Raw genomic sequence first — 19,921 nt, forward strand, 5'->3', positions numbered from 1 at the left:
TTTATCTCCTTAAAGTTATCTCTATCTCTGTTAAATTTGAGTTTTCATCTAGGCATTTTAGCTGGTGTTTGCCAAGTGCTAAATTTACGATATTTTCACTGCCGTTTTGAACTTTAATAAAATCGCTGTCGTCAACTTTGTAGTAAATTTTATCACCCAAATAAGCATGGCATTTTAGCATAATTTTGCTGATTTCATCGCTTACAAGGATTGTTTGATTTGAGTACGGGCTAAAAAATACTGGCTTTTTGTTTTTTAATATATCCTTGCAAGGACTTTGTTCTAGCTCTTCTTTTGTCAAAATTTCATTTTTAAGCAAAAAATCAAGCTCTTCTGTTCTTATATATTCGCAACTATCTTTTAATGCTACACCTAAAATTTGCTCATCATCTTGTAAATTTTTACACTCTTTTAGACTAAAAGCGTCAAGGCAAGTTGGCTTTGTCACGATTCCATCAGGTTTTGCGATAAATGATAAATTTTGATTTAAGGATATTAGTTTAAACATATCAAATATTATTTTAGAAGCGTCTTTTAATCCAGTAAGTCCAATCGTCTTTTGAGCGTTAAAATTCCCTATCCAAACGGCAATCGTGTAGTCTTTGTTTATTCCGACTGCGTAAATATCCCTTGAGCCGTAGCTTGTGCCAGTTTTAAAGGCGATTTTTGGCGTATTTTTGGCGTATTGCCAAGCGTTGCCAAGGTATGCTCTGTTTGCCTGGCTTAAAATTTTTGTCGTTAAAAATGCACTTTGTTCGCTTATTAGGCTTATATCTTTAGTTTGTTTATTTACCAGTTCCCCAGCAAATTCAAGTGGCTTTAAAACGCCGTTGTTTGCGTATATCGTGTAAAGATGAGCCAAATTTAAAAGGCTCATCTCAGAGCTTCCTAAAACTATACTTGCCCCGTAATACTCCTTTTCATACTCTACCAAATTTGCCGTTTGTAAAAGCTCGTAAAGCGAGTTTTGCCCAAGCTTTGTATTTAGGCTAATAACTGGGATATTTAGGCTAAATCTTAACGCGTCAGCCGCACTAATAACGCCTAAAAAGCCGTCGTTAAAATTTTTAGGCACATACTCATTTAATGCGATTTGAGTGTCGATAAGCTTGGTTTTTGGCGTGATTAGTCCGTTATCAAGTGCAAGTGAAAAGACAAATGGTTTTAGTGTGCTTCCTACGTTTCGCTTCATATTTAGGGCACTATTTTTGCCGTCTTTTGAGCCTTGATCGTGTGAGCCAACAAACGCAACTACGCTCATTTTGCTATTATCTATAACTACCGCAGCAGCGTTGTTTGCGTTTTTATCTTTTAGATCAAGCATAGCGTTTTTTAATACGATATTTAGTTGATTTTGCAAATTTAGATTCAAATTTGTCTTTTCTAGTCCGTTTTTTAGGGCAACATCGCTAAATTCTGGTGCGTGATAGGGTAGGGCTTTTTTTACATTAAAAAACGGCTCATCTTGTGCCCTTTTAAACGCACTTTTATCTATGATATTTGCTTTGTAAAGCATTTTTATGACACGATTTTTTAGTCGATTTATGTCTGATTTTCTATCCAAGCGATTTTTGTTTGGATTTTTAGGTATCGTGCTAAGAAGTGCCATTTGAGCGTAGCTTAGCTCGTTTAGTTCACGTCCAAAATAGCTTAAAGACGCAGCTTTTACACCCTCTATATTTCCGCCGTATGGTGCTAGGTTAAAGTAAAATTTTAAAATTTCATCTTTGCTAAAACGCCACTCAAGTTGAAGTGCTATGAAAATTTCTTTAATCTTGTTTTTGTAGCTTCGCTCATTTTGCCCTAGCATTCTTGCTACTTGCATAGTTATGGTGCTTGCCCCTATGCGGTTTTGAGATTTTAGATTGTGAAAAGTAGCTCTGATTATCGAAAGTGGATTTATGCCAAAATGGTAATAAAAGTAGCGATCCTCAAATAATATGACGCTATTTTTTAAAATTTCAGGGATATTGCTAGTATAAAACCTAAGTGCTCCATCATCTGATAGTTTTATGCGTAAAATTTCGCCATTTTTATCATATACGATTTTGCTTTGGCTTTTATTTAGTGCGTCTAAATTTAGAGGAAACATAGCGTCTAAAACCAAAAAAATAGCAAAAAATACTATAAAAAAGGCTGTTGTAAATTTTAAAATTTTAAAAAACATAGAGGCGATTATATCCTAAATTTATATGCAGTTTGATATAATCTGCGATTTTGGAGATACGTAATGCCACTTTCAAAGTTAAACAAGGAGCAATATACTGCAGCAACCGCACCGGCAGGGGCAAATTTAGTCATAGCAAGTGCAGGTACTGGCAAAACTAGCACGATAGTTGCCCGTATAGCTCATCTTTTAAATTTAGGCACAATGCCTGAGAAAATTCTGCTTTTAACCTTTACAAACAAAGCTGCAACCGAGATGATAGAGCGTCTTGGTAGATTTTTTGATAAAAGCGTAACCGAGAAAATAACGGCGGGGACGTTTCACTCAGTATCTTTTACCCTTTTAAAAGGTCTTGGAAAAAATATCGTCTTAAAACAACCAAGTGAGCTTAAAATTTTACTAAAAAGCCTAGTTGAACGTCGTAAATTTCATCATTTAAGCGATGTTAAACCTTATGGCGGGGCGTATCTTTATGACGTGTATTCTTTGTATCAAAACAGCGAAACTAAGCTTGGTTTTCATGATTACTTTATAGCTAAAAACGACGAACAGGCAGTTTATGCTGAAATTTATGATGATGTTTTGCGTGAGTTTGAGCAAGAAAAAGAGAAATTTGGTTATGTTGATTTTAACGATTTGCTTATAAAAATGCGAAACGAGCTTAGAAATGGTGCAAATATCGAATATGACGAAATTTTAATCGATGAGTATCAAGACACAAACACGCTTCAAGGCTCACTCATAGACGCTTTTAATACAAAAAGTCTATTTTGCGTGGGCGATTTTGACCAAAGTATTTATGCTTTTAATGGGGCAAATATCGAGATTATCGGTTCGTTTAAGGATCGTTTTAAGGACGCAAACATCTATGCTTTGAATGTAAATTATCGCTCAAGTGCTCCGATTTTGGCTCTTGCAAATAAGGTCATATCAAACAATCCACGCCTTTATGAGAAAAATTTGGTCGTTAGTCGTGAGGGCGAGTTTAAGCCGCCAAGACTTCTTGTTTATAACGAGTTAATAGATCAGTATCAAAATATTGCTGACATCATATCTTTAAGCCCAGTAAAACGTGAAAATATCGCCATAATTTTTCGCAATAACTCATCTGCTGACGGGCTTGAAATAGCCCTGAGAGAACGCGGAATAAGCGCTAAAAGAAAGGGTGGAACTAGCTTTTTTGAAAGTCGCGAAGTAAAGGCGATAATAGACCTTATGGGTATGCTTATAAATCCACGCGATATAATGGCGTTTATACATATTTTTGAGTATGCAAAGGGTATTGGAAGTGCGGTTGCTAAAGAGCTTTTTGACGCCCTTATGAAGCTTGGGCATAAAAGCGTTGTAGATGGAATTTTAAGACCAGATATGAACGTAAATATCGCTAGTAATAAAAGGCGAAATTATCAGCTTGGGCTTTTTGATGATATTGATGAATTTAGCGATGTGGCTAGGTTTTCTAACCTTGAGTTTGATAAAAATTTTAGCTCACATCCCGCTTTAAAAATGCAAAAATTAACTGAAGGTGGAGCGGTATTTTTGCACGAAATTTATAAGCTTTTTGGGAAAATTTTTGCCAATCTTACGCCAAGTGTCGTAATAAGTGAGATAAAAAATAGCAAAATTTACGAACTTATAGTTGATAATCTAGCCACAAAACGAGCTACTTTAAAAAATGGAAACGTTGATATAACCCTGTTTAACGACGCAAAAGAGCGGATAATGCGTAAGGCGAGTTTGCTTTTTGAGATGAGCAAAAACTACAAAGATACGCATAAATTTTATAACTTTATGACGCTTGGAAGTAGTGAGATGAGCGAGGGGCAGGGTGTGAATTTGCTAAGTGTGCACGCTAGCAAGGGGCTTGAGTTTGAGCTAGTTTTTGTGGTGGATTTGGCACAAAATAGATTCCCAAATTTAAAACTTATGAGTATGGGTGGCAGTCTTGAGGAGGAAAGAAGGCTATTTTATGTGGCTGTTACACGTGCTAAAGATGAACTTTATCTTAGCTATGCAAGATTTGATAAGATAAAAAAGGTAAATTATCTGCCAAGTTGCTTTTTGGTTGAGGCTGGTATGGCAAAACCTGAAATGGTGTAAAGGGTTTTTGAAGTAATAAATGGTTTCATATATTGTCAGTTACGCTATCTTATCCCATTTGTTTTAATTTTGATATTTTTGTGGCTAAGACTCCATAGTTTGGTATATCTTATACATGCGTTATTATTTTTTTACTTATTAAACTGAATTGATGAAACAGGATAAGTCAATACGCAAAAGCGGTACTATCTATGTGCCTTTTTTAAGGGTTAAAAAAATATTTTTATATTTCAAAAATTCAGAAAAGATTTTAACTCTATTATCAAAGATGAAGTCACAGGCAAAACAAGAGAAATAGAACTAAACGAAACAGAGTATATCATAGAGCAAAATTATCTTTTTTGGGATTTTAAAAATAGTATTATTGTTTATCAAAAAACAACTGGTGGCTTCAGCGCAACTTCGTTTGAAACCTATGTAAAGGAACTTTTAAGAGGCAAATTTAAAAATGATTTTTTTGCTTTAAAGCCGATAATTTCTTGCAATGGTTATGAGAAAATAATTAATTCAGACATTATAAAATCATACGATATTGCACTATCTAATCCGTCAGTAAAGATTTTACAAGAGATTGGGTTTGATGATAAAGGAATACTAAAAATAGACAATGACGATCTTGGGCGAATAGAGATAAGGGTAACTGCTAAAAAAGGCAGGGGTTTACTTGGAGCAGAAATTTTTAAAAAATTATTAGGAAGTAAAGAAAAATATAGTAAAATGCGAGTAAAGCCGTCAAAATCTTATCTAAAAAGTGGTGTTTTAATTGATTTATTAGATGAGTTTTATATGGTGTCGGTAAATGTTTGAGAATTTAAAAGGCGTGTTTTAATTGACGATATGATTATTGTTATGCAAGACATACACGAAAGCGATTTAATTGTATTTTGTTGTGATAATCAAGAGGCTATTGGTGGTTGATTCATACTCTATAAATTCAAAGAGGGCTTGGAAAGGAGAAATGAGTGCGTTTAAAAAGGCTTTTGCTTAGAGCAAGAAATAATGATTTGCTCAATATGTTCAGCCAAGATAACATAAGAGATGAGCAATATATAAATAAAAATCTTTTTGGTAGCAGTATTAGTATATTTAGCGAATGGGTCTATAAAGCGGATATGCAATATGCTTCTTATGATAGGATGGTGGCGGTTTTTACGAAACCTATAAGCCTTAGTAGTCGCGGTAATAGTAGGCTTTTTACATCAGATATAATTTATGCAAAAACTAAAGAAAACCAAGCTATTGTTAATGTTTCTACATGGGAAGAAGTAGATCAACTTGACCTTTTTAAAGGTCCTGTAAATCGTATTAAAATTTTCTTCGTTATTTATGATAATATGATAAAATTTGCTGTTGAGGACATATACCAATCCATACCGCAAAGCGTATTATATGAGATGATGAAGTCTATAATTGAAAGATGTTTTTTGAATAGCTTAACGGCAGAAGACGGTCACACAATCAGTGTTTATAATCCTGATGATTTTGAAATATTAATAGACTATTCAGAAGAAGATTTTGAGGGCATTTTTAACTCGTCAAAAAGAAAGAAAAAAGTAGTGTTTGGTATTGACACGCAAAATGAAGCGGACGAGCTTATAAATAGTGGGCAGCTAGTGTATAGCCTAAAAGCAGATAGCATTCTCCATAATGTGTTTGCTTTTGCTCGAGCAAGAGCTATTCAAGATGGTATAGTAAGATATACTATAAAGTGCGAAGATGAAAATGGCAAAACGGCATCAATTGAGTCTGTAGGAAATGATATACTTCTAGACACATGGCAAACTATGCCAAGAATATCAATATCTGATAACGCTACGGACGAAGATTTGCACAATGAACTTTTTAATTTTTTAGGGAATTAACATGACACTCAATGTTTTTATAGAGTATGTAAAAATAAGAAAAGAGTTAAAACTACATTCTTACTTTTACTACTTAAAAAAAATACTCATTGCTATTATTTTTACAGTGCTGGTGGCTATGTTTCAATTCGGGTGTAATATTGAGTTTAAATATAAAGAAATTGCTACTGCTTTAGTATCTATTAATTCTATTGTCGCTGCCTTTTTAATAGTTTCATTAACAATTCTACTTACTCAAGAAATCCAAGAGAGAATTCCAAATACCAATGCTAGTTATAAAAAACTTTTAATAAATAATTCCGAGGTTAGTGTGGTTTTAGTATTATTTTCTATCTTAATCAATATTGTCTATCTTTTGTTATCCAACATAGACACAATGTCTGCTAGCTTGCAAAATTGGCATAAAAACATTCTTGTTGTTGTAAATTACTTATCAATTTTTGCAACAGTTTTCATTATTAACACAGCCATAAAAGACCTATTGCTAATATCAAAGAAGACAAAAACACCAAGTAAGGATAGATGAGAATTTCAATATTTTATTAATTATTACTACTTCGCTCTCCGTCAAAGTCATCTCTATCGAAGACGGTGCTCGAATGGTCGCAAATAACTATGCGTGGGCTTATGAAAAATATTCAAAAGATTATATAAATTTAGAAAAAGAAGCTAGAGATAAAAAGCTAGGAATTTGGCGGAGCAAAAAACCTATTCCGCCGTGGGAATTTAGAAAACATCCCTAAAGTTGTTTTTTAAGTTCAATAACTTTATCTTTTTTGTCTTTTGGTAATTTATCCAAAAGTATAGGCTAGACAGTTTAGATTATCTAAGTGGATCCAAATCAACTAAGGTTTAAACTGGTTTTAATAGGAAGCGTAACGGCTGGAAATTTAGAGCCGTAGCCGTTTATAAGTGCGACATATTTGAGCTAGAGTTTAACGGACTTGATGATAAAATCCCAAACTACGATGAGAAAAACGATGATAACGGAGTGTGGGTTTATGAGAACTTGCTAGGCGTCATTGTTTATGAAAAAGACAGCGCGGATAGCGTTTTAGCGACTTTGTGAGCAAGAAAAAGCTAGAGAAGTTACGTACCACAAGTTCAAATCAAAAGCCAGGTAATCTAAGCGGTGTTCGTGCTACTTAGGCAGAAGAGATGTGTAAAGCAAGGTCGAAAACATCGTAACTAGATACACAAAAGGAACAAGTAAAGGCGTTTTTTTAGATGACCTAAGCAGTATTGATAGTTTGTTTGAGTAAAAGGATAAAATACATTTATCAGATATTTTTCAGTCCGCTAAAATATCCGTAAAAACTTGTGAAAAATATTGTTAAACACTGAAAGCAATTGTAATAAAAAGAGATAAATAAAAGGTAACAAAACCACCTTTTTATCGCACTTTTTGAAAGATTTTGAAATAAGTTGAAATGCTTTGGAAAATCACAAATGGTGCCTGAGGTCGGACTTGAACCGACACAAGGTTGCCCTTACTAGATTTTGAGTCTAGCGCGTCTACCAGTTTCACCACTCAGGCATAAAGGTTCGCCAAGTGACGAACCCAAGTAGCTAAAATTATTTTTTCTTAGCTTTTTTAGCACCAGCAACTGCTTCTTTAAGTTTTTTACCAACCTTAAATTTAACAGCTTTGCTTGCAGGAACATCGATAACTTTCTTAGTTCCAGGAACTCTTGCTTTTCTAGCAGCTCTATCAGCAGTACTAAATGTACCAAAACCTATGAAGCTTATGCTATCGCCTTTTGAAAGCAGAGCAGAGATTGTCTCAAGAGCAGCATCAACTGCTTTTAGAGAATCTTTTTTTGAAAGACCAGCCTTATCGGCAACAGCTTGAATAAATTCAGCTTTTTTCATTAACTATCCTTTTGTAGAAGTGTTATAGTGGGCTATTCTACAATGTTTTTTGAAAAAAAACAATATATTTTCAATAAAAATTTAAAAAATTTGCCTAAATTTTGACATTTTTTTGAGAATTTTACGAAATTTCTAGCACTAATTCGGTTTTTAGACCTATTTTTTGTATTTGTACCAAAGTTGCTTCCGTGAAATTTAGAGCTAAAATTTCATCTTTTGTTTTGGCATTTTTTAAAGCCAACTCTCTTAAAATTTTTCCGCGATAGGCTTTTGCATAGTGGCTGACGATTTTTTTATTTTTTACAAATTTAAATGTAAGATACTCTTGCTTTATCTCATAAAATTTCTTATAAAACTCAGCTCTAAGATCAACTAAAATTTCATCTTTTAAAAAATCGTCAATATGTTTTGAGAAATTTTGCTTAAAAAACAGCTCAAGGTTAAAATCGCCGATACGTTCACCCTGTTTTAGCTTGTATTCTGGGATTAAATCGCTGGCTCTTATCACGCCAAAAAGATTTGAAAAAATCAGAGTGTTATCGTCTATAAAATTTTGTGCATTTTTATCAAGGTTATCGTAATTTAGGGCATTATATGCAACACCAGTATATCTTTTAATGGCTTTTATGCAGCCTTTTTTAAAAATACTCTGCTTAAGAGATGGGTTAAAATCTTTTAAGCCAAATAGTTTGCAAATCAAGCTATCATCGCTATTTGCGATAAAGTCATCATAAATTTTTAAAGCCCTAAGCCTGTGGCTAGATAGCTCTGGGAATATAAATTTTTCTAAACATATAATATCTTTACCGCACTCTTGACGTTTTGCCTCGCTTGGAGAGAATAAAATTTTCATCATAGTTCCTTTTTAAGGATTATAGTATAAAAAAAATTAATTTATTTCCGATATTGGGATTGGAACCTTTTTTGCTTATGGTAATAAAAAATTCAGGATAAAAAAATGAGAATAACAAACAAATCACAGCATAATCAGACTATTAGCAACTACCAAAGAGGTATGCAAAGTATAAATAAAGTAAGAGAGCAAATTTCAAGCGGGTTAAAAATTCAAAATTCATATGAAAATGCCAGTGTTTATAATGACGGAATGAGGCTTGATTATGAGATTACGACTTTTAAGCAGGTTGAAGATGTTACTTCAAAGACTCAAAATTTTTCAAAAAATTCGGATAAATCTTTGGCTGAATTTAGCAAACAGCTTGAAAATTTCAAGGTAAAACTAGTTCAAGCAGCCAGTGACGTTCATAGTAGAACATCACTAGAGGCTATCGCAAATGACCTTCAGGGCATAAAAGATCACCTCGTAAATATAGCAAACACATCTATAAATGGTCAGTTTTTATTCTCAGGAAGTGCGGTGAGCACAAAGCCAATAAGTGCAGACGGAAAGTATAATGGCAATGGCGATCATATGACGGCTGTTGGCGGGTCTCAGATTGAAATTCCATATAACGTGCCTGGTCGTGATATATTTTTAGGTAGGGATAATGACTACAACAAGACGCTAACTACAAACGTAAAGCTTTCAGATCAAACTCGTCCAGACGTAAAAGAGAATCCAAAATATCTTAATGAAGAGAGCAAAATCAGAAATTTGGTCGGCTTAAACTATGTTTTAGAGCCAAATACGATAAATCACGATTATGATTTTTTAGATAATTCTGATGTGAAATTTCCAAACACATATTTTTACTTGCAAGGTAGAAGACCTGACGGCACGAGTTTTACGTCAAAATTTAATCTAACAAGCGACGCAAGTATGAGAAGTTTGCTTGATAAGATTGGTCTTGAGTTTGGAAATACCGCAACTAGTAAGATAGTTGATGTAAGTATGAGTAAGGACGGACAAATCGTGGTAAAGGACCTTACAAAGGGTAATCACGTCATTGACTTTAGTCTAGTTGGTGCGACTGAAGTTTCACAAAACAAAGCTGCCCTGCCAGCTGCCGTAGCAAACGCAAATCCTCCGTCAAGTGTAGCAGATTTAGCCACTCTTGAGGTAAGTGCTAAGGCAAATCCACCACGAGTAACCATCGTTGATTTTACGAAAAATAAATACCTAGATCAAAATGGACAAAGGGTGGATAGCTTTGATTATGATAGGCTTAGATTTGAGAAAAAGGATAACACGCTAACTGGCAACATCTCTCAAATAGCCAAAAAATCAGGAAATTTTGCGACCGATTCCACTCGCCTTAGTGAAGTTGCTGGCACAAATACAACATACGATAAAATCACGTATCCAAAGGATATAGACCCTAGATCAAGAGAGTTATTTAAGATAGACAATCAAACCATAAAAATGCAAGTAAAGTCAATAACTGGCGTTACTTACGATATTGATGTTAAAATGGGCACACAAGGTGGTGCGAATACGCCAGTTCAATTTACATTCACGCAAACCCCACTTGGTGGTGCGACTACGCCCGCTAGAACGATCTCTGTTTATAAATCTGACGAATTTGGCGAATATAGAACACAAGCAAATGACTTTAGCTATCGCCAACTAATGGATATCGTAGCAATGGCAGCAAGTGATAATATGCCAAATGGCATGGTCACAGAGCCAGCAAACGTAGATGATCAAAGCGCGGCGTCGGTCGCATTAAGGCATGGAAATTATGAAAAGTATAAAGAGGCGGTTGATAAGTCAAAAGGTGCGATTGAGATAAATTTAGACCATCAAGGCAGAATAGTGCTAACTGATAAAACAAGGGCTGTAACTGAGGTTGAGTTTAGTATGTTTGATGCAACTGAAGGTGGGAAATTCTATGGTGACTCAACTGGAACTACTGCTGCAAATTCTCAAGGCAAAGGCTCGGTGTTTAGCTTTATGGAAAATAACGCCATAGCGATTGATCAGCCTAGTATCGATATCTTTGCTGATTTGCAAAAGATGATAGAGGCTGTAAGAAACGGCGGAAGTCAACGTGCCGACTCTGAGAGTATAGATCCAAGAAATACGGGTTTGCAAGGCGGTATTGAGAGGATTGATCACATAATGGATCACATTAACAAAGAAAAGGTAAAAATCGGCTCTTATTCAAATTTATTAAAAGATACAAACGAACGTGCTAGTATTATGCGTGTTAATATCTCAAGCGTTAAGAGTGAAATTATGGACGCTGATCTTGGCGAGGCTTATTTATCGCTTACACAGCGTATGATGAGCTATCAGGCTATGCTTCAATCAACTGCAAAGATAAATCAACTAAGCCTACTAAACTACCTATAAGCCTTTTTTTAAAGCCCCTGTGATATAATGGGGCTTTAAAATTTCACAAAGGAATTACCATTTTACGCCAGTCTATATTAACTATTATCATTTTTGTATTTATATATTTTGGGATTTGCACGTTTTTACCGACTGCTGATTTTGTTGGCACTTTCGGTCAAGCTCTTGGTGCTTTAAATTTAAAATACTTTGGCTTAATATCGTATGTTTATCCGTTTTTGCTCATATTTTTTTCGTGGTTTATGTTTAATAAATTTAGAGAATTTAACCTAGAATTTGCACAAATTTTACTGGGGACATTTTTATTTGCTTTTGGCTTTTTAATGCTTGAGGCACTGCTTTTTAATGCACCATTAGACGGGCTTGTTGGTCGTGCGATTAATGACGTGCTTAATGGCGTTATAGGCAAATTAGGTACTATTGTTGTCGTACTTTGTGTGTTTATATTATCTGTTGGACTAGTGTTTCAAGATGGTGTAATTGGTGTCATAAATAACGCATTTGTAAAACCAAATGAGCCAGTAAGTGTGCCTGTAAAAACAAAGCAAGTTGAAAAAAAGCAGGAAATTTTACCTGTAACGATAACGGAACAGGTCACGCAAAATTTAAGCAATGAAGAGGTTATGAGTGTAGATGAAAAAGAGCTTATGCCAGAGCAGCTGCGAAATATCAATGAGATCGAGCTTGAAGAACCAGCTATAAAAAGAGTCAAGATAAAGGGTGTTGAAATTTTAAGCGAGGTGGCTGAAAATAAAAAACTGCTTGATGAGTTAGAAAAGGGCAAACTTGAAAAACCAAAGGATTTTACGCTCCCACCGCTAAAATTTCTAGCCGATCCGCCAAAACGCCAAAATCATATAAACGAGGCTGAGATAGATCAAAAAATCTCTGACTTGCTTGATAAACTTCGCAAATTTAAAATTAACGGCGATGTTGTTAGGACATATACTGGACCAATTGTTACGACATTTGAGTTTCGCCCAGCACCAGATGTGAAGGTAAGTAAAATTTTAACACTTCAAGATGATTTAGCAATGGCACTAAAAGCCCAAACGATACGCATTCAAGCACCAATACCAGGCAAGGACGTAGTCGGCATTGAGGTGCCAAATCAAAATACAGAAACTATTTATCTAAAAGAAATTTTAGATAGTGAAATTTTTAAAAACGCTTCAAGTCCGCTAACAATGGCACTTGGCAAGGATATCGTCGGCACTCCGTTTGTTACCGACCTTAAAAAATTACCGCATTTGCTAATTGCAGGGACAACTGGCTCTGGAAAGAGCGTGGGGATAAATGCTATGCTTTTAAGCCTACTTTATCGCAATAGTCCGCAAACTTTACGCCTTATGATGATTGATCCAAAAATGCTTGAATTTAGCATTTACAACGACATACCGCACCTTTTAACGCCAGTCATCACACAGGCAAAACAGGCAATTACGGCACTATCGAATATGGTCGCTGAAATGGAGCGAAGATATACGATAATGAGCCACACTCGCACGAAAAATATTGAAAGCTATAACGAAAAGATGAAGGCTGAGGGTGGGGAGCAGTTGCCTTATATTGTGGTTATTATTGATGAGCTTGCTGATTTGATGATGACAAGTGGCAAGGATGTGGAGCTTTATATCGGACGTCTAGCACAAATGGCAAGAGCTAGTGGCATACACCTAATAGTCGCCACGCAACGCCCAAGCGTGGATGTCGTAACTGGGCTAATTAAGGCGAATTTGCCAAGTCGTGTAAGCTACAGAGTAGGGCAGAGAGTTGATAGTAAGGTTATACTTGATCAAATGGGAGCTGAGAGCCTTTTAGGGCGTGGTGATATGCTATTTACACCACCTGGAAGTCCCGGTATCATCAGACTTCACGCACCATTTGCTAGTGAGAAAGAGATAGAAAATATCGTTGAGTTTTTAAAATCACAGCAAGAGGTTGTTTATGATGAGAAATTTTTAGCCGAAAGTGGTAGTGGTAGCAGTGAAAATGGTGAGGTGGCTTTAAGTGCTGGTGAGCTTGACCCACTTTATAATGACGCAAAAGAGATAGTTTTAAGTGAGCAAAAGACATCAATTAGCTACTTACAGCGAAGACTTGGCGTGGGATACAACCGCTCAGCAAATATACTTGAACAAATGGAAAGAATGGGAGTTTTAAGCCCTTTAAATGCTAAGGGGCAGAGAGAAATTTTATAAAATTTCAAAATTTTCTTGACAAATAAATAAAAAATATGTATAATTTGGTTTCTTTAATTCGGATTGGGGTATCGCCAAGCGGTAAGGCATCAGGTTTTGGTCCTGACATTCAGAGGTTCGAATCCTCTTACCCCATCCACTTCTTTTTAGATTCACTTTTATATCGCAGAATAGAGCAGTGGTAGCTCGTCGGGCTCATAACCCGAAGGTCGGGGGTTCAAGTCCCTCTTCTGCAACCAGATGTCGTTTTTATCAATATTGCAGATTAAAAATTTGAAACTTATTTTAAATACTTTTTATTACAAATAATCAACCTTAATAATGATATTATAAATCAATTTTAATTATTTTTGTGTTACAATAATAAAAATTTTTAAAAGGAGAGTATCTTGAAACAAAGAGCAATAGATCATATGAATAGTGATCATTTGGACATTTTAGTTGAATTTTGTAAAAAATTTAGCGGTGTTGAAAATCCAACAAATGTCAAAATGACAGACATAAATGAAGATGGTATGCAGATTGTATGCGATGAAGCTTCAAGCTTTGTGCCGTTTTTAAATAAGGCCAGTGGGAGCGGCTTTAGGGATGCGATAATAGAGCTTTACTCTAGTATAAAAGGCGAAAATAGTAATAGTGCTATACAGAGCGGTATGCTAAATTTCATAAATAGCTTTAATAGTTTGCTTATATCAAGCATTAAAGATGGACAGGCGATTTCGTCGTATTCTCCATTTGTAAGAGATAATGATGATTTTTACATTTGTATATCATCTGTTGCTGAGCATTATAGCTCGATAAAACAAAATCCGGATAAAATTTCCATACTTTTTATACAAGATGAAAAGGACGCAAAAAGTCTGTTTGCTAGGGTTAGGGCGAGTTTTAGGGCGGAAGCTAGTTTTGTGGATAGTGATTTAAGGGATTTTTATCTACAGAAATTTAAAACGGCTTATCCAAATGAGTCAGCTCTTGCATTTATAGAGCAGATGAAGGACTTTTATATCGTCAAAATATCGCCTAAAAGTGGCAGATATGTAAAAGGCTTTGGCGCTGCTTATGATACGGACGGACTAAAGATAGTAAGCAGTGGTAGAGTAAATAATCCACACACTAAATAAGGGGCAAAGCCCCTTATTTTAAGCTAAAAGCCTGTTTATTTGGCTTTGTAGATTTTTAGTGTTATGTGCCTGTGCTAATACTGCTGCGTTTAGGATAAGATCGTTTTGTTTTTGATCGTTTATATTTTTAGAAATATCGTTATTTTGTAGATTGCTCTCGCTTGATTTTAGAGCAACGCTTTGTTTAACTGCATTTGAGATGTCAGAAATCATAGCGTTTTGAGTAGAGCCGATATTTGAGCGTAGGTCATTTACGTTTTGTATGAAATTTTGTATGCTTGACTGATCTTTTACGTCTAGGCTTTTAATGGCGTTTCCTACACTTTCTTGGCTTAAATTTATTTTTTGAGTGTTTGAGCCAGTTACGAAGCTAAGCTCACCGCCAAAGACGTTTTTGCCGTTAAAAACAGCATTATTTAGGCTATTGCTCATCGCGTCTGTTAGAGCATTTACTTGTGATGAAATCATAGAGCGTTGTTTGTCGTTTAAAAGAGCACTATTATACTGAACGGATAGTTCGTTTAGTTTATCCGCGTCTTTTGTCAAATTTGCCAAAGTTGCGTCAGCTATGCCAAGCATACCTATAGCGTCGTTTGCGTTTGCTACGCCTTGTTCAAGGACATTGCTTTGAGATAAAAGCGCGTCAGCGATAGCCAAATTTGCACTATCCATTCCATTTAGTGCTCTTGCGGCTGAGATATTTTGCAAAGCCTTGCTATGTGCTGATTTTGCGTTGTCTTGGTTATTGTTTATCTGCTGTGAAGCAGTCGAAAAGCTACCTATTTTCATCTTAGCTCCCTCTAAAATTTATCCAATTTTATCTGAAAAAATATAAAATTAAGCTTTGTTGTCTAGCTCATCAAAGCGAATTTTTACCGACATCTCGTGAGCACCCAAGCCTTCGGCTCTTGCTAAAGCCATACACTCTTTTGCTATCTTGCTAAAACCAAATTTATCCATCATTATAATAGAGCTTTTTTTCATAAAATTTTCAACTCCCAAAGGAGAGTAAAATTTTGCAGAGCCACCAGTTGGAAGCGTGTGGTTTGGTCCAGCTAGATAATCTCCAATCGCCTCTGGTGTATAGTGTCCAAAAAATATAGCTCCGGCGTGTTTTACCTTATCTTCGTAATCTATGGCGTTTTTGACGGCAAGTTCTAGGTGCTCAACGGCTAAATCATTCATAAGCAAAAAGCACTCATCTAAATTTTGACAAATCACGATAGCACCTTTATTCTGTATGCTTTGACTTGCTATGTTTTTTCTGCTTAAATTTTCAAGTTCGTTTTGAATGTGCAGATGAACCTGCTTAGCGAAATTTTCGCTAGGTGTTAGTAAAAAGCTACTTGCTATCTCGTCGTGTTCGGCTTGTGAAAGCAGGTCAATGGCGATATGACGAGGGTTTGCTGTGTCGTCAGCAATGACGCCTATTTCGCTAGGACCTGCTATCATATCGATATTTACATCGCCATAAACAAGCTTTTTAGCTGTCGCGACGTAGATATTGCCAGGTCCTGTGATAACATCTACTTTTGGTATAGTATTTGTGCCATAAGCCATTGCAGCAACGGCACTTGCTCCACCAACCTTAAAGGCGTTTTTTATCCCACAAAGATGCATGGCCGCTAGTAGTAGGCTATTTACTTCAGAATTTACCGCTGGAGTGCAGACGACTATCTCATCAACTCCCGCGACAATAGCTGGGATAGCGTTCATCAAAAGCGAACTAGGATAGGCTGCCTTGCCACCTGGTATGTAAAGACCAGCCCTGTCAACTGGCGTGTATTTTGCCCCAAGTTTGTTGCCTATGCCGTCATCTTTTATCCAGCTTTTTGGTTTACTAAGCTCGTGATAGGCTTTAATACGCTCAAATGCTAAATTTAGTGCGTCTTTTAGCTCTGATGTTAAGCTTTCATAGGCTTCTTGCATTTGCTGTGTGGAAATTTTTATATCTAAAGCCTCTTTTGGTTGCCATTTATCAAATTTTGATATATGCTCAAAAAGTGCTTTGTCTTTAGAGATTCTAACCTCGTTTATGATATTTAAAACAACTGGCGTAACACTGCTCATATCAGTATCTGATCTACGGACTAGTTTGTTAAATTCACTATAAAAATTATCTTGTTTTGTGTTTAAAATTCTCACTATTTTTCCTTTCGTATCTTTGTATTTGTGTTTGGTTGCCAAGTATGCCACCTTGATGGATGTATAAAATTTCATTTTTGAAACTTAAGATATTTTGCTCTAAGGTTAAAAACCCGACAGGATCGTATATAAGCTCAAATTCTACGCCACTCTCGTCTAAAACTTCACGCCAAATTTTATAAAGCTCTGGCTTTAAATCGCCAAAGTGGTATTTTTTGGGCGGGGTTAAAATTTTAACCCTTGAGTTTTTATCTAGTGTCAAAATTTGGCTTTTTAAATAGTTACTATCTCCAACGCAAGGGCAGGTATATACGTCAAAATCGATATTTTTAGAAAGATAACAAGCACTCGTGCCAGTTCCGCTTGGTAAAAATATGTCAAATTTGATAGAGTTTTGCTCGGCAAAGTTTTTGATGAAATTTGCCTGGGTTTTAAAACCAACTTCAGCCTCACTCATCGCCACACCCTCTTTGATAAAAAGTAGATTGTGTTGCTTGGCTAGATTTTTTGCGGTTTCTTCTCTGTTCTCATCGATGTGTAAAATCATACCGTTATCTAGGGCTGATTTGAAATTTCCGAGTGGATTTTGTTTTAAATTTGAGTTTAAGTGTGACACTACGTAGTGAAAGTCAAGTCCCTTCATCTTTGCAAAAACACTTAGACTTTGCATAGCGTTTGATTGGCTTGAGCCGTGCGAGATAATGCCTTGAAATTTAGACAGATCGGCTGTAAGAAAATACTCTAATTTACGAGCTTTGTTGCCATTAAAAACGCCCAGCAAATCATCTCTTAAAAGCCAAATATTTTTACCCTTAAATTTAAATCTCTCTATCATTTTTGTTCTAAAAATTTCTCAATTTCTTTTATAGCGTCTTTGTTTGAGATTGAAAATTTTATCTCAATGCGTCTTGAGGCGTTTTTGTCCTCTTTTCCGTTTTTAATTATCAGGTCGTTATAGCTACGTCCGCTGGCTATAAGTAGCCTTCTTAGGCGTTCATCTTGGTTGTATGAGTTTATAAATTCCATTACTGCGTAGGCTCTACGCTGGGATAACTCTAAATTTCTCATATATGTCCCGTCGCTATCAGTAAAGCCTTCGATGATGATTTGGTCGATGTTTTTGCTTATTTCTGGGTCGTTTAAAAGTATGTCAAAGTACTTATCAAGCGTGTTTTTTAGGCTAACTTTTGCTTCATCTTTTAGCTCCGCTTTTGCTCTATCAAAAAGTACCGATGAGTTTAGCCTTAAAGCACCAGAGTTTTGATCTATCTCGATACTATCGCCTAATTTTTCTTTTAGCACAGAGATAACTTTTATGCGTATGCCAGTTAGGTTTTTAATGTGTGTTTTAGTGGCGTTTAGATCCTTTGCTAGGATGTTGTATTTGGCGTCTTTATCGCTTATCTGGCTTAGTAAATTTGCTATTTGGGCTAGGTTTTTTTCGTTGCTAGAATTTACGTCATTAAGCTCTGAGTTTAGGACGATGATTTTTGTTTGAAGCTCGGATACGCTTGTATTTAGCTCGTTGTTTTGTGCTGTTATGTTGTAGTTTAGGTCGCTTAGTGCTTGTAGTCTGGTTTTTAGTGCTTCTAACTCAACCACTATGACTTCATTTTTGTTTTTTAGCTCCAAATTATAAGCGTCTAGTTTTTTTATCTCATCTTTTAGGATGTGATTTAGCTTATCAAGGCTTAGGTTTTTACCCTGCTCATCTTTTAAATTTTCAAGAGTTCTTACTATGGTTTTTTCTTTATTTTCTAGCTCGTTTTGAGATAGTAGATATTTTACGACAACACCTCCAATAATAAGCATAAAAACAAATAAAAGACCAGCCATCAAGTCGGCATAAGAGACCCAAAATGTTTGGTCGCTATGATTTTTATTAAACTTCATTTTGATTATTTTCTATGTTTTTAATAACTCTATTAACTTCGCTATCTAGCTCGTTTGCACTCTGTCTTAGCTCTTTTATGAGATTTTCGCGTTTATTGTTACTTTCACTATTTTTTTCATCTTCGTATATGGTTTTAAATGCATCTATACCCTCAATAATGCTCGTTTTAAAGGCTTGCATTGACCTATCTTGTTCTTGTAAGAGTTTGAGCGAGAAATTTTTAAGGCTTAGGTCTAAACCTTTTAGGCTTGTTTCAAATTTTGATATATTTTTATCCAAAATATCGGTGCGTTCGTGCATTATGTCATTTAGTCTGTTGTATTGGGTTGAAAATTTCAGCTCTATCTCTCTAACTGCTTTGTTAAACTCAATTATAGAGCTTAGTATGTCGTTATTAGCTTTTATAAATTCCTCTTGTCTATTTGCTGCCTTGCCAAGAAGTCTGACGTTTTGATCGACTCTAACTTGTGCTTCAGATATTATCTTTTGCTCTAGTTCTTGAAGGTGTTTGTATGAGCTAAATTTGTTATCTATGGCATTATCAAGTTGTCTAAAAAATTCCTCATTGCTAATCCTAGCAAAAACGCTACGAATATCATCAAAATGCTCGGCACTTAGGCTCATAAATCTTTGCTCTAATTCATTTTTTTGCCAAAAAAACTCGCGACTTATATCTCTTTGTTCTCTTATGAAATTTTCAAATTTTGACTGACCTAGCTTTTCAAAAAACATCCACCAAAGTGCTAAAAATATACCATACACAGATACATAAAATGCCGTTCCTACACCGTTTAGCAATACTCCGATCTCTTTTTCAAGACCAAGTGTGTTGCTTGATGAAAATGACGGCATAGAGATGGCAATGCTTATAAATGTGCCTAAAATTCCAAGCATAGGAAAGACGCCTGTGCCGATGTTTGCAAGATTATCATTTCTAAGCTCACGAGTATAGGTATCTAAAAATTCGTCAAATCCGACGTTTGATTTTTTTACGCCTGAAATTTCAAGTAGATTTGACATTATGAAATTCTTAAGGCTCAGTTTAAAATCATCGACATTTTTTGCAAGTTTGGCGTAGGCTAGTGTCGCGCTATGACGTGCAAAAATAAGTGCGATAAGCAGTATAAATCCTGTCATTATTAAAGTGTGTAGCTCAACTTTGAAATTTACTATTTTTAAATAGCCAAGCACTACAAATACGTAAGCTAAAACAGGGATAAGGATGATTTTAAAATAAGTCAGTGGCGAACGTGAGCCCTGCATTTTTGGCAGGGCTAAATCTGTATAGTCGGTTGCATTCGCCATT

General features: G+C 35.5%; 16 protein-coding genes and 3 tRNA genes. 10 read left to right on the forward strand and 9 right to left on the reverse strand.

Features of this window, described 5'->3' with window-relative positions; translation table 11 throughout:
- Position 1 precedes the first annotated feature (1 nt).
- On the reverse strand, positions 2 to 2,167 hold the full coding sequence (gene pbpC / locus CMCT_RS03475) for a penicillin-binding protein 1C (RefSeq protein ID WP_176325014.1): 2,166 nt from the start codon (positions 2,165 to 2,167) through the stop codon (positions 2 to 4).
- A 63-nt stretch (positions 2,168 to 2,230) separates the two neighbouring features.
- Here pbpC and CMCT_RS03480 point away from each other — a divergent pair, with 63 nt between their 5' ends.
- From CMCT_RS03480 to CMCT_RS03495, 5 genes are all read left to right on the forward strand, one after another.
- Positions 2,231 to 4,267, forward strand: a complete 2,037-nt coding sequence (locus tag CMCT_RS03480; RefSeq protein WP_034967473.1) for an ATP-dependent helicase — start codon at positions 2,231 to 2,233, stop codon at positions 4,265 to 4,267.
- A 261-nt stretch (positions 4,268 to 4,528) separates the two neighbouring features.
- On the forward strand, positions 4,529 to 5,074 hold the full coding sequence (locus tag CMCT_RS09545; protein ID WP_425321198.1) for a DUF6731 family protein: 546 nt from the start codon (positions 4,529 to 4,531) through the stop codon (positions 5,072 to 5,074).
- A 155-nt stretch (positions 5,075 to 5,229) separates the two neighbouring features.
- The gene (locus CMCT_RS03485) at positions 5,230 to 6,129 is read left to right on the forward strand and encodes a hypothetical protein (RefSeq protein WP_034967469.1); all 900 of its coding nucleotides are present in this window, start codon (positions 5,230 to 5,232) and stop codon (positions 6,127 to 6,129) included.
- A 1-nt stretch (position 6,130) separates the two neighbouring features.
- The gene (locus CMCT_RS03490) at positions 6,131 to 6,655 is read left to right on the forward strand and encodes a hypothetical protein (RefSeq protein ID WP_034967466.1); all 525 of its coding nucleotides are present in this window, start codon (positions 6,131 to 6,133) and stop codon (positions 6,653 to 6,655) included.
- A 73-nt stretch (positions 6,656 to 6,728) separates the two neighbouring features.
- Positions 6,729 to 6,872: a thermonuclease family protein gene (locus CMCT_RS03495; protein WP_176325015.1), complete on the forward strand. Its 144-nt coding sequence runs from the start codon at positions 6,729 to 6,731 to the stop codon at positions 6,870 to 6,872.
- Positions 6,873 to 7,579: 707 nt separating this feature from the next.
- Here CMCT_RS03495 and CMCT_RS03500 read toward each other — a convergent pair.
- From CMCT_RS03500 to CMCT_RS03510, 3 genes are all read right to left on the reverse strand, one after another.
- Positions 7,580 to 7,666: transfer RNA gene (locus CMCT_RS03500), tRNA-Leu, on the reverse strand.
- A gap of 38 nt (positions 7,667 to 7,704) precedes the next feature.
- Positions 7,705 to 8,001 carry an HU family DNA-binding protein gene (locus CMCT_RS03505; protein ID WP_034967464.1) on the reverse strand — a complete coding sequence of 99 codons (297 nt, stop codon included), beginning with the start codon at positions 7,999 to 8,001 and terminating at the stop codon, positions 7,705 to 7,707.
- Positions 8,002 to 8,122: 121 nt separating this feature from the next.
- Entirely contained in the window at positions 8,123 to 8,854 is a 732-nt protein-coding gene (locus CMCT_RS03510) for a YaaA family protein (protein WP_169752451.1), read from the reverse strand.
- 105 nt (positions 8,855 to 8,959) lie between these two features.
- On the opposite strand from CMCT_RS03510, the gene CMCT_RS03515 reads away from it, so the two are divergent.
- The 5 genes from CMCT_RS03515 (at position 8,960) to CMCT_RS03535 (ending at position 14,576) form a co-directional block, all read left to right on the forward strand.
- Entirely contained in the window at positions 8,960 to 11,254 is a 2,295-nt protein-coding gene (locus CMCT_RS03515) for a flagellin N-terminal helical domain-containing protein (RefSeq protein ID WP_176325016.1), read from the forward strand.
- Between the two features lie 113 nt (positions 11,255 to 11,367).
- A complete protein-coding gene (locus CMCT_RS03520; protein ID WP_034967459.1) occupies positions 11,368 to 13,455 on the forward strand; it encodes an FtsK/SpoIIIE family DNA translocase in 2,088 nt (695 codons plus the stop codon).
- A gap of 64 nt (positions 13,456 to 13,519) precedes the next feature.
- Positions 13,520 to 13,594, forward strand: a tRNA-Gln gene (locus CMCT_RS03525).
- Between the two features lie 25 nt (positions 13,595 to 13,619).
- Positions 13,620 to 13,694, forward strand: a tRNA-Met gene (locus tag CMCT_RS03530).
- A gap of 150 nt (positions 13,695 to 13,844) precedes the next feature.
- Complete coding sequence (locus CMCT_RS03535; RefSeq protein WP_169763908.1) at positions 13,845 to 14,576, forward strand: HugZ family heme oxygenase; 732 nt, start codon at positions 13,845 to 13,847, stop codon at positions 14,574 to 14,576.
- Positions 14,577 to 14,594: 18 nt separating this feature from the next.
- On the opposite strand, the gene CMCT_RS03540 is transcribed toward CMCT_RS03535, so the two are convergent.
- From CMCT_RS03540 to CMCT_RS03560, 5 genes are read right to left on the reverse strand one after another with little or no spacing between them, the layout of a single operon-like run.
- On the reverse strand, positions 14,595 to 15,365 hold the full coding sequence (locus CMCT_RS03540) for a flagellin (RefSeq protein ID WP_034967456.1): 771 nt from the start codon (positions 15,363 to 15,365) through the stop codon (positions 14,595 to 14,597).
- 48 nt (positions 15,366 to 15,413) lie between these two features.
- Positions 15,414 to 16,721 carry a histidinol dehydrogenase gene (hisD, locus tag CMCT_RS03545; RefSeq protein WP_034967454.1) on the reverse strand — a complete coding sequence of 436 codons (1,308 nt, stop codon included), beginning with the start codon at positions 16,719 to 16,721 and terminating at the stop codon, positions 15,414 to 15,416.
- Complete coding sequence (locus CMCT_RS03550) at positions 16,693 to 17,556, reverse strand: pyridoxal-phosphate dependent enzyme (RefSeq protein WP_034967452.1); 864 nt, start codon at positions 17,554 to 17,556, stop codon at positions 16,693 to 16,695. The genes hisD and CMCT_RS03550 overlap by 29 nt, the downstream gene beginning before the upstream one ends.
- Positions 17,553 to 18,614, reverse strand: coding sequence for an OmpA family protein (locus tag CMCT_RS03555; RefSeq protein WP_034967449.1), 1,062 nt, complete (start codon positions 18,612 to 18,614; stop codon positions 17,553 to 17,555). The genes CMCT_RS03550 and CMCT_RS03555 overlap by 4 nt, the downstream gene beginning before the upstream one ends.
- Positions 18,604 to 19,920, reverse strand: a complete 1,317-nt coding sequence (locus CMCT_RS03560; RefSeq protein WP_176325017.1) for a MotA/TolQ/ExbB proton channel family protein — start codon at positions 19,918 to 19,920, stop codon at positions 18,604 to 18,606. Before CMCT_RS03560 ends, CMCT_RS03555 begins: the two co-directional genes overlap by 11 nt.
- Between the last annotated feature and the right edge of the window lies 1 nt (position 19,921).

This window comes from Campylobacter mucosalis, assembly GCF_013372205.1.
GTDB lineage: Bacteria > Campylobacterota > Campylobacteria > Campylobacterales > Campylobacteraceae > Campylobacter_A > Campylobacter_A mucosalis.

Coding starts and splice junctions, on each gene's coding strand:
- CMCT_RS03555 (WP_034967449.1), bottom strand. CDS start 18,614: ATGAAGTTTAATAAAAATCATAGCGACCAAACATTTTGGGTCTCTTAT.
- CMCT_RS03550 (WP_034967452.1), bottom strand. CDS start 17,556: ATGATAGAGAGATTTAAATTTAAGGGTAAAAATATTTGGCTTTTAAGA.
- CMCT_RS03505 (WP_034967464.1), bottom strand. CDS start 8,001: ATGAAAAAAGCTGAATTTATTCAAGCTGTTGCCGATAAGGCTGGTCTT.
- CMCT_RS03480 (WP_034967473.1), top strand. CDS start 2,231: ATGCCACTTTCAAAGTTAAACAAGGAGCAATATACTGCAGCAACCGCA.
- CMCT_RS03510 (WP_169752451.1), bottom strand. CDS start 8,854: ATGAAAATTTTATTCTCTCCAAGCGAGGCAAAACGTCAAGAGTGCGGT.
- CMCT_RS03495 (WP_176325015.1), top strand. CDS start 6,729: ATGGTCGCAAATAACTATGCGTGGGCTTATGAAAAATATTCAAAAGAT.
- CMCT_RS03515 (WP_176325016.1), top strand. CDS start 8,960: ATGAGAATAACAAACAAATCACAGCATAATCAGACTATTAGCAACTAC.
- CMCT_RS03490 (WP_034967466.1), top strand. CDS start 6,131: ATGACACTCAATGTTTTTATAGAGTATGTAAAAATAAGAAAAGAGTTA.
- CMCT_RS03540 (WP_034967456.1), bottom strand. CDS start 15,365: ATGAAAATAGGTAGCTTTTCGACTGCTTCACAGCAGATAAACAATAAC.
- CMCT_RS03560 (WP_176325017.1), bottom strand. CDS start 19,920: ATGGCGAATGCAACCGACTATACAGATTTAGCCCTGCCAAAAATGCAG.
- pbpC (WP_176325014.1), bottom strand. CDS start 2,167: ATGTTTTTTAAAATTTTAAAATTTACAACAGCCTTTTTTATAGTATTT.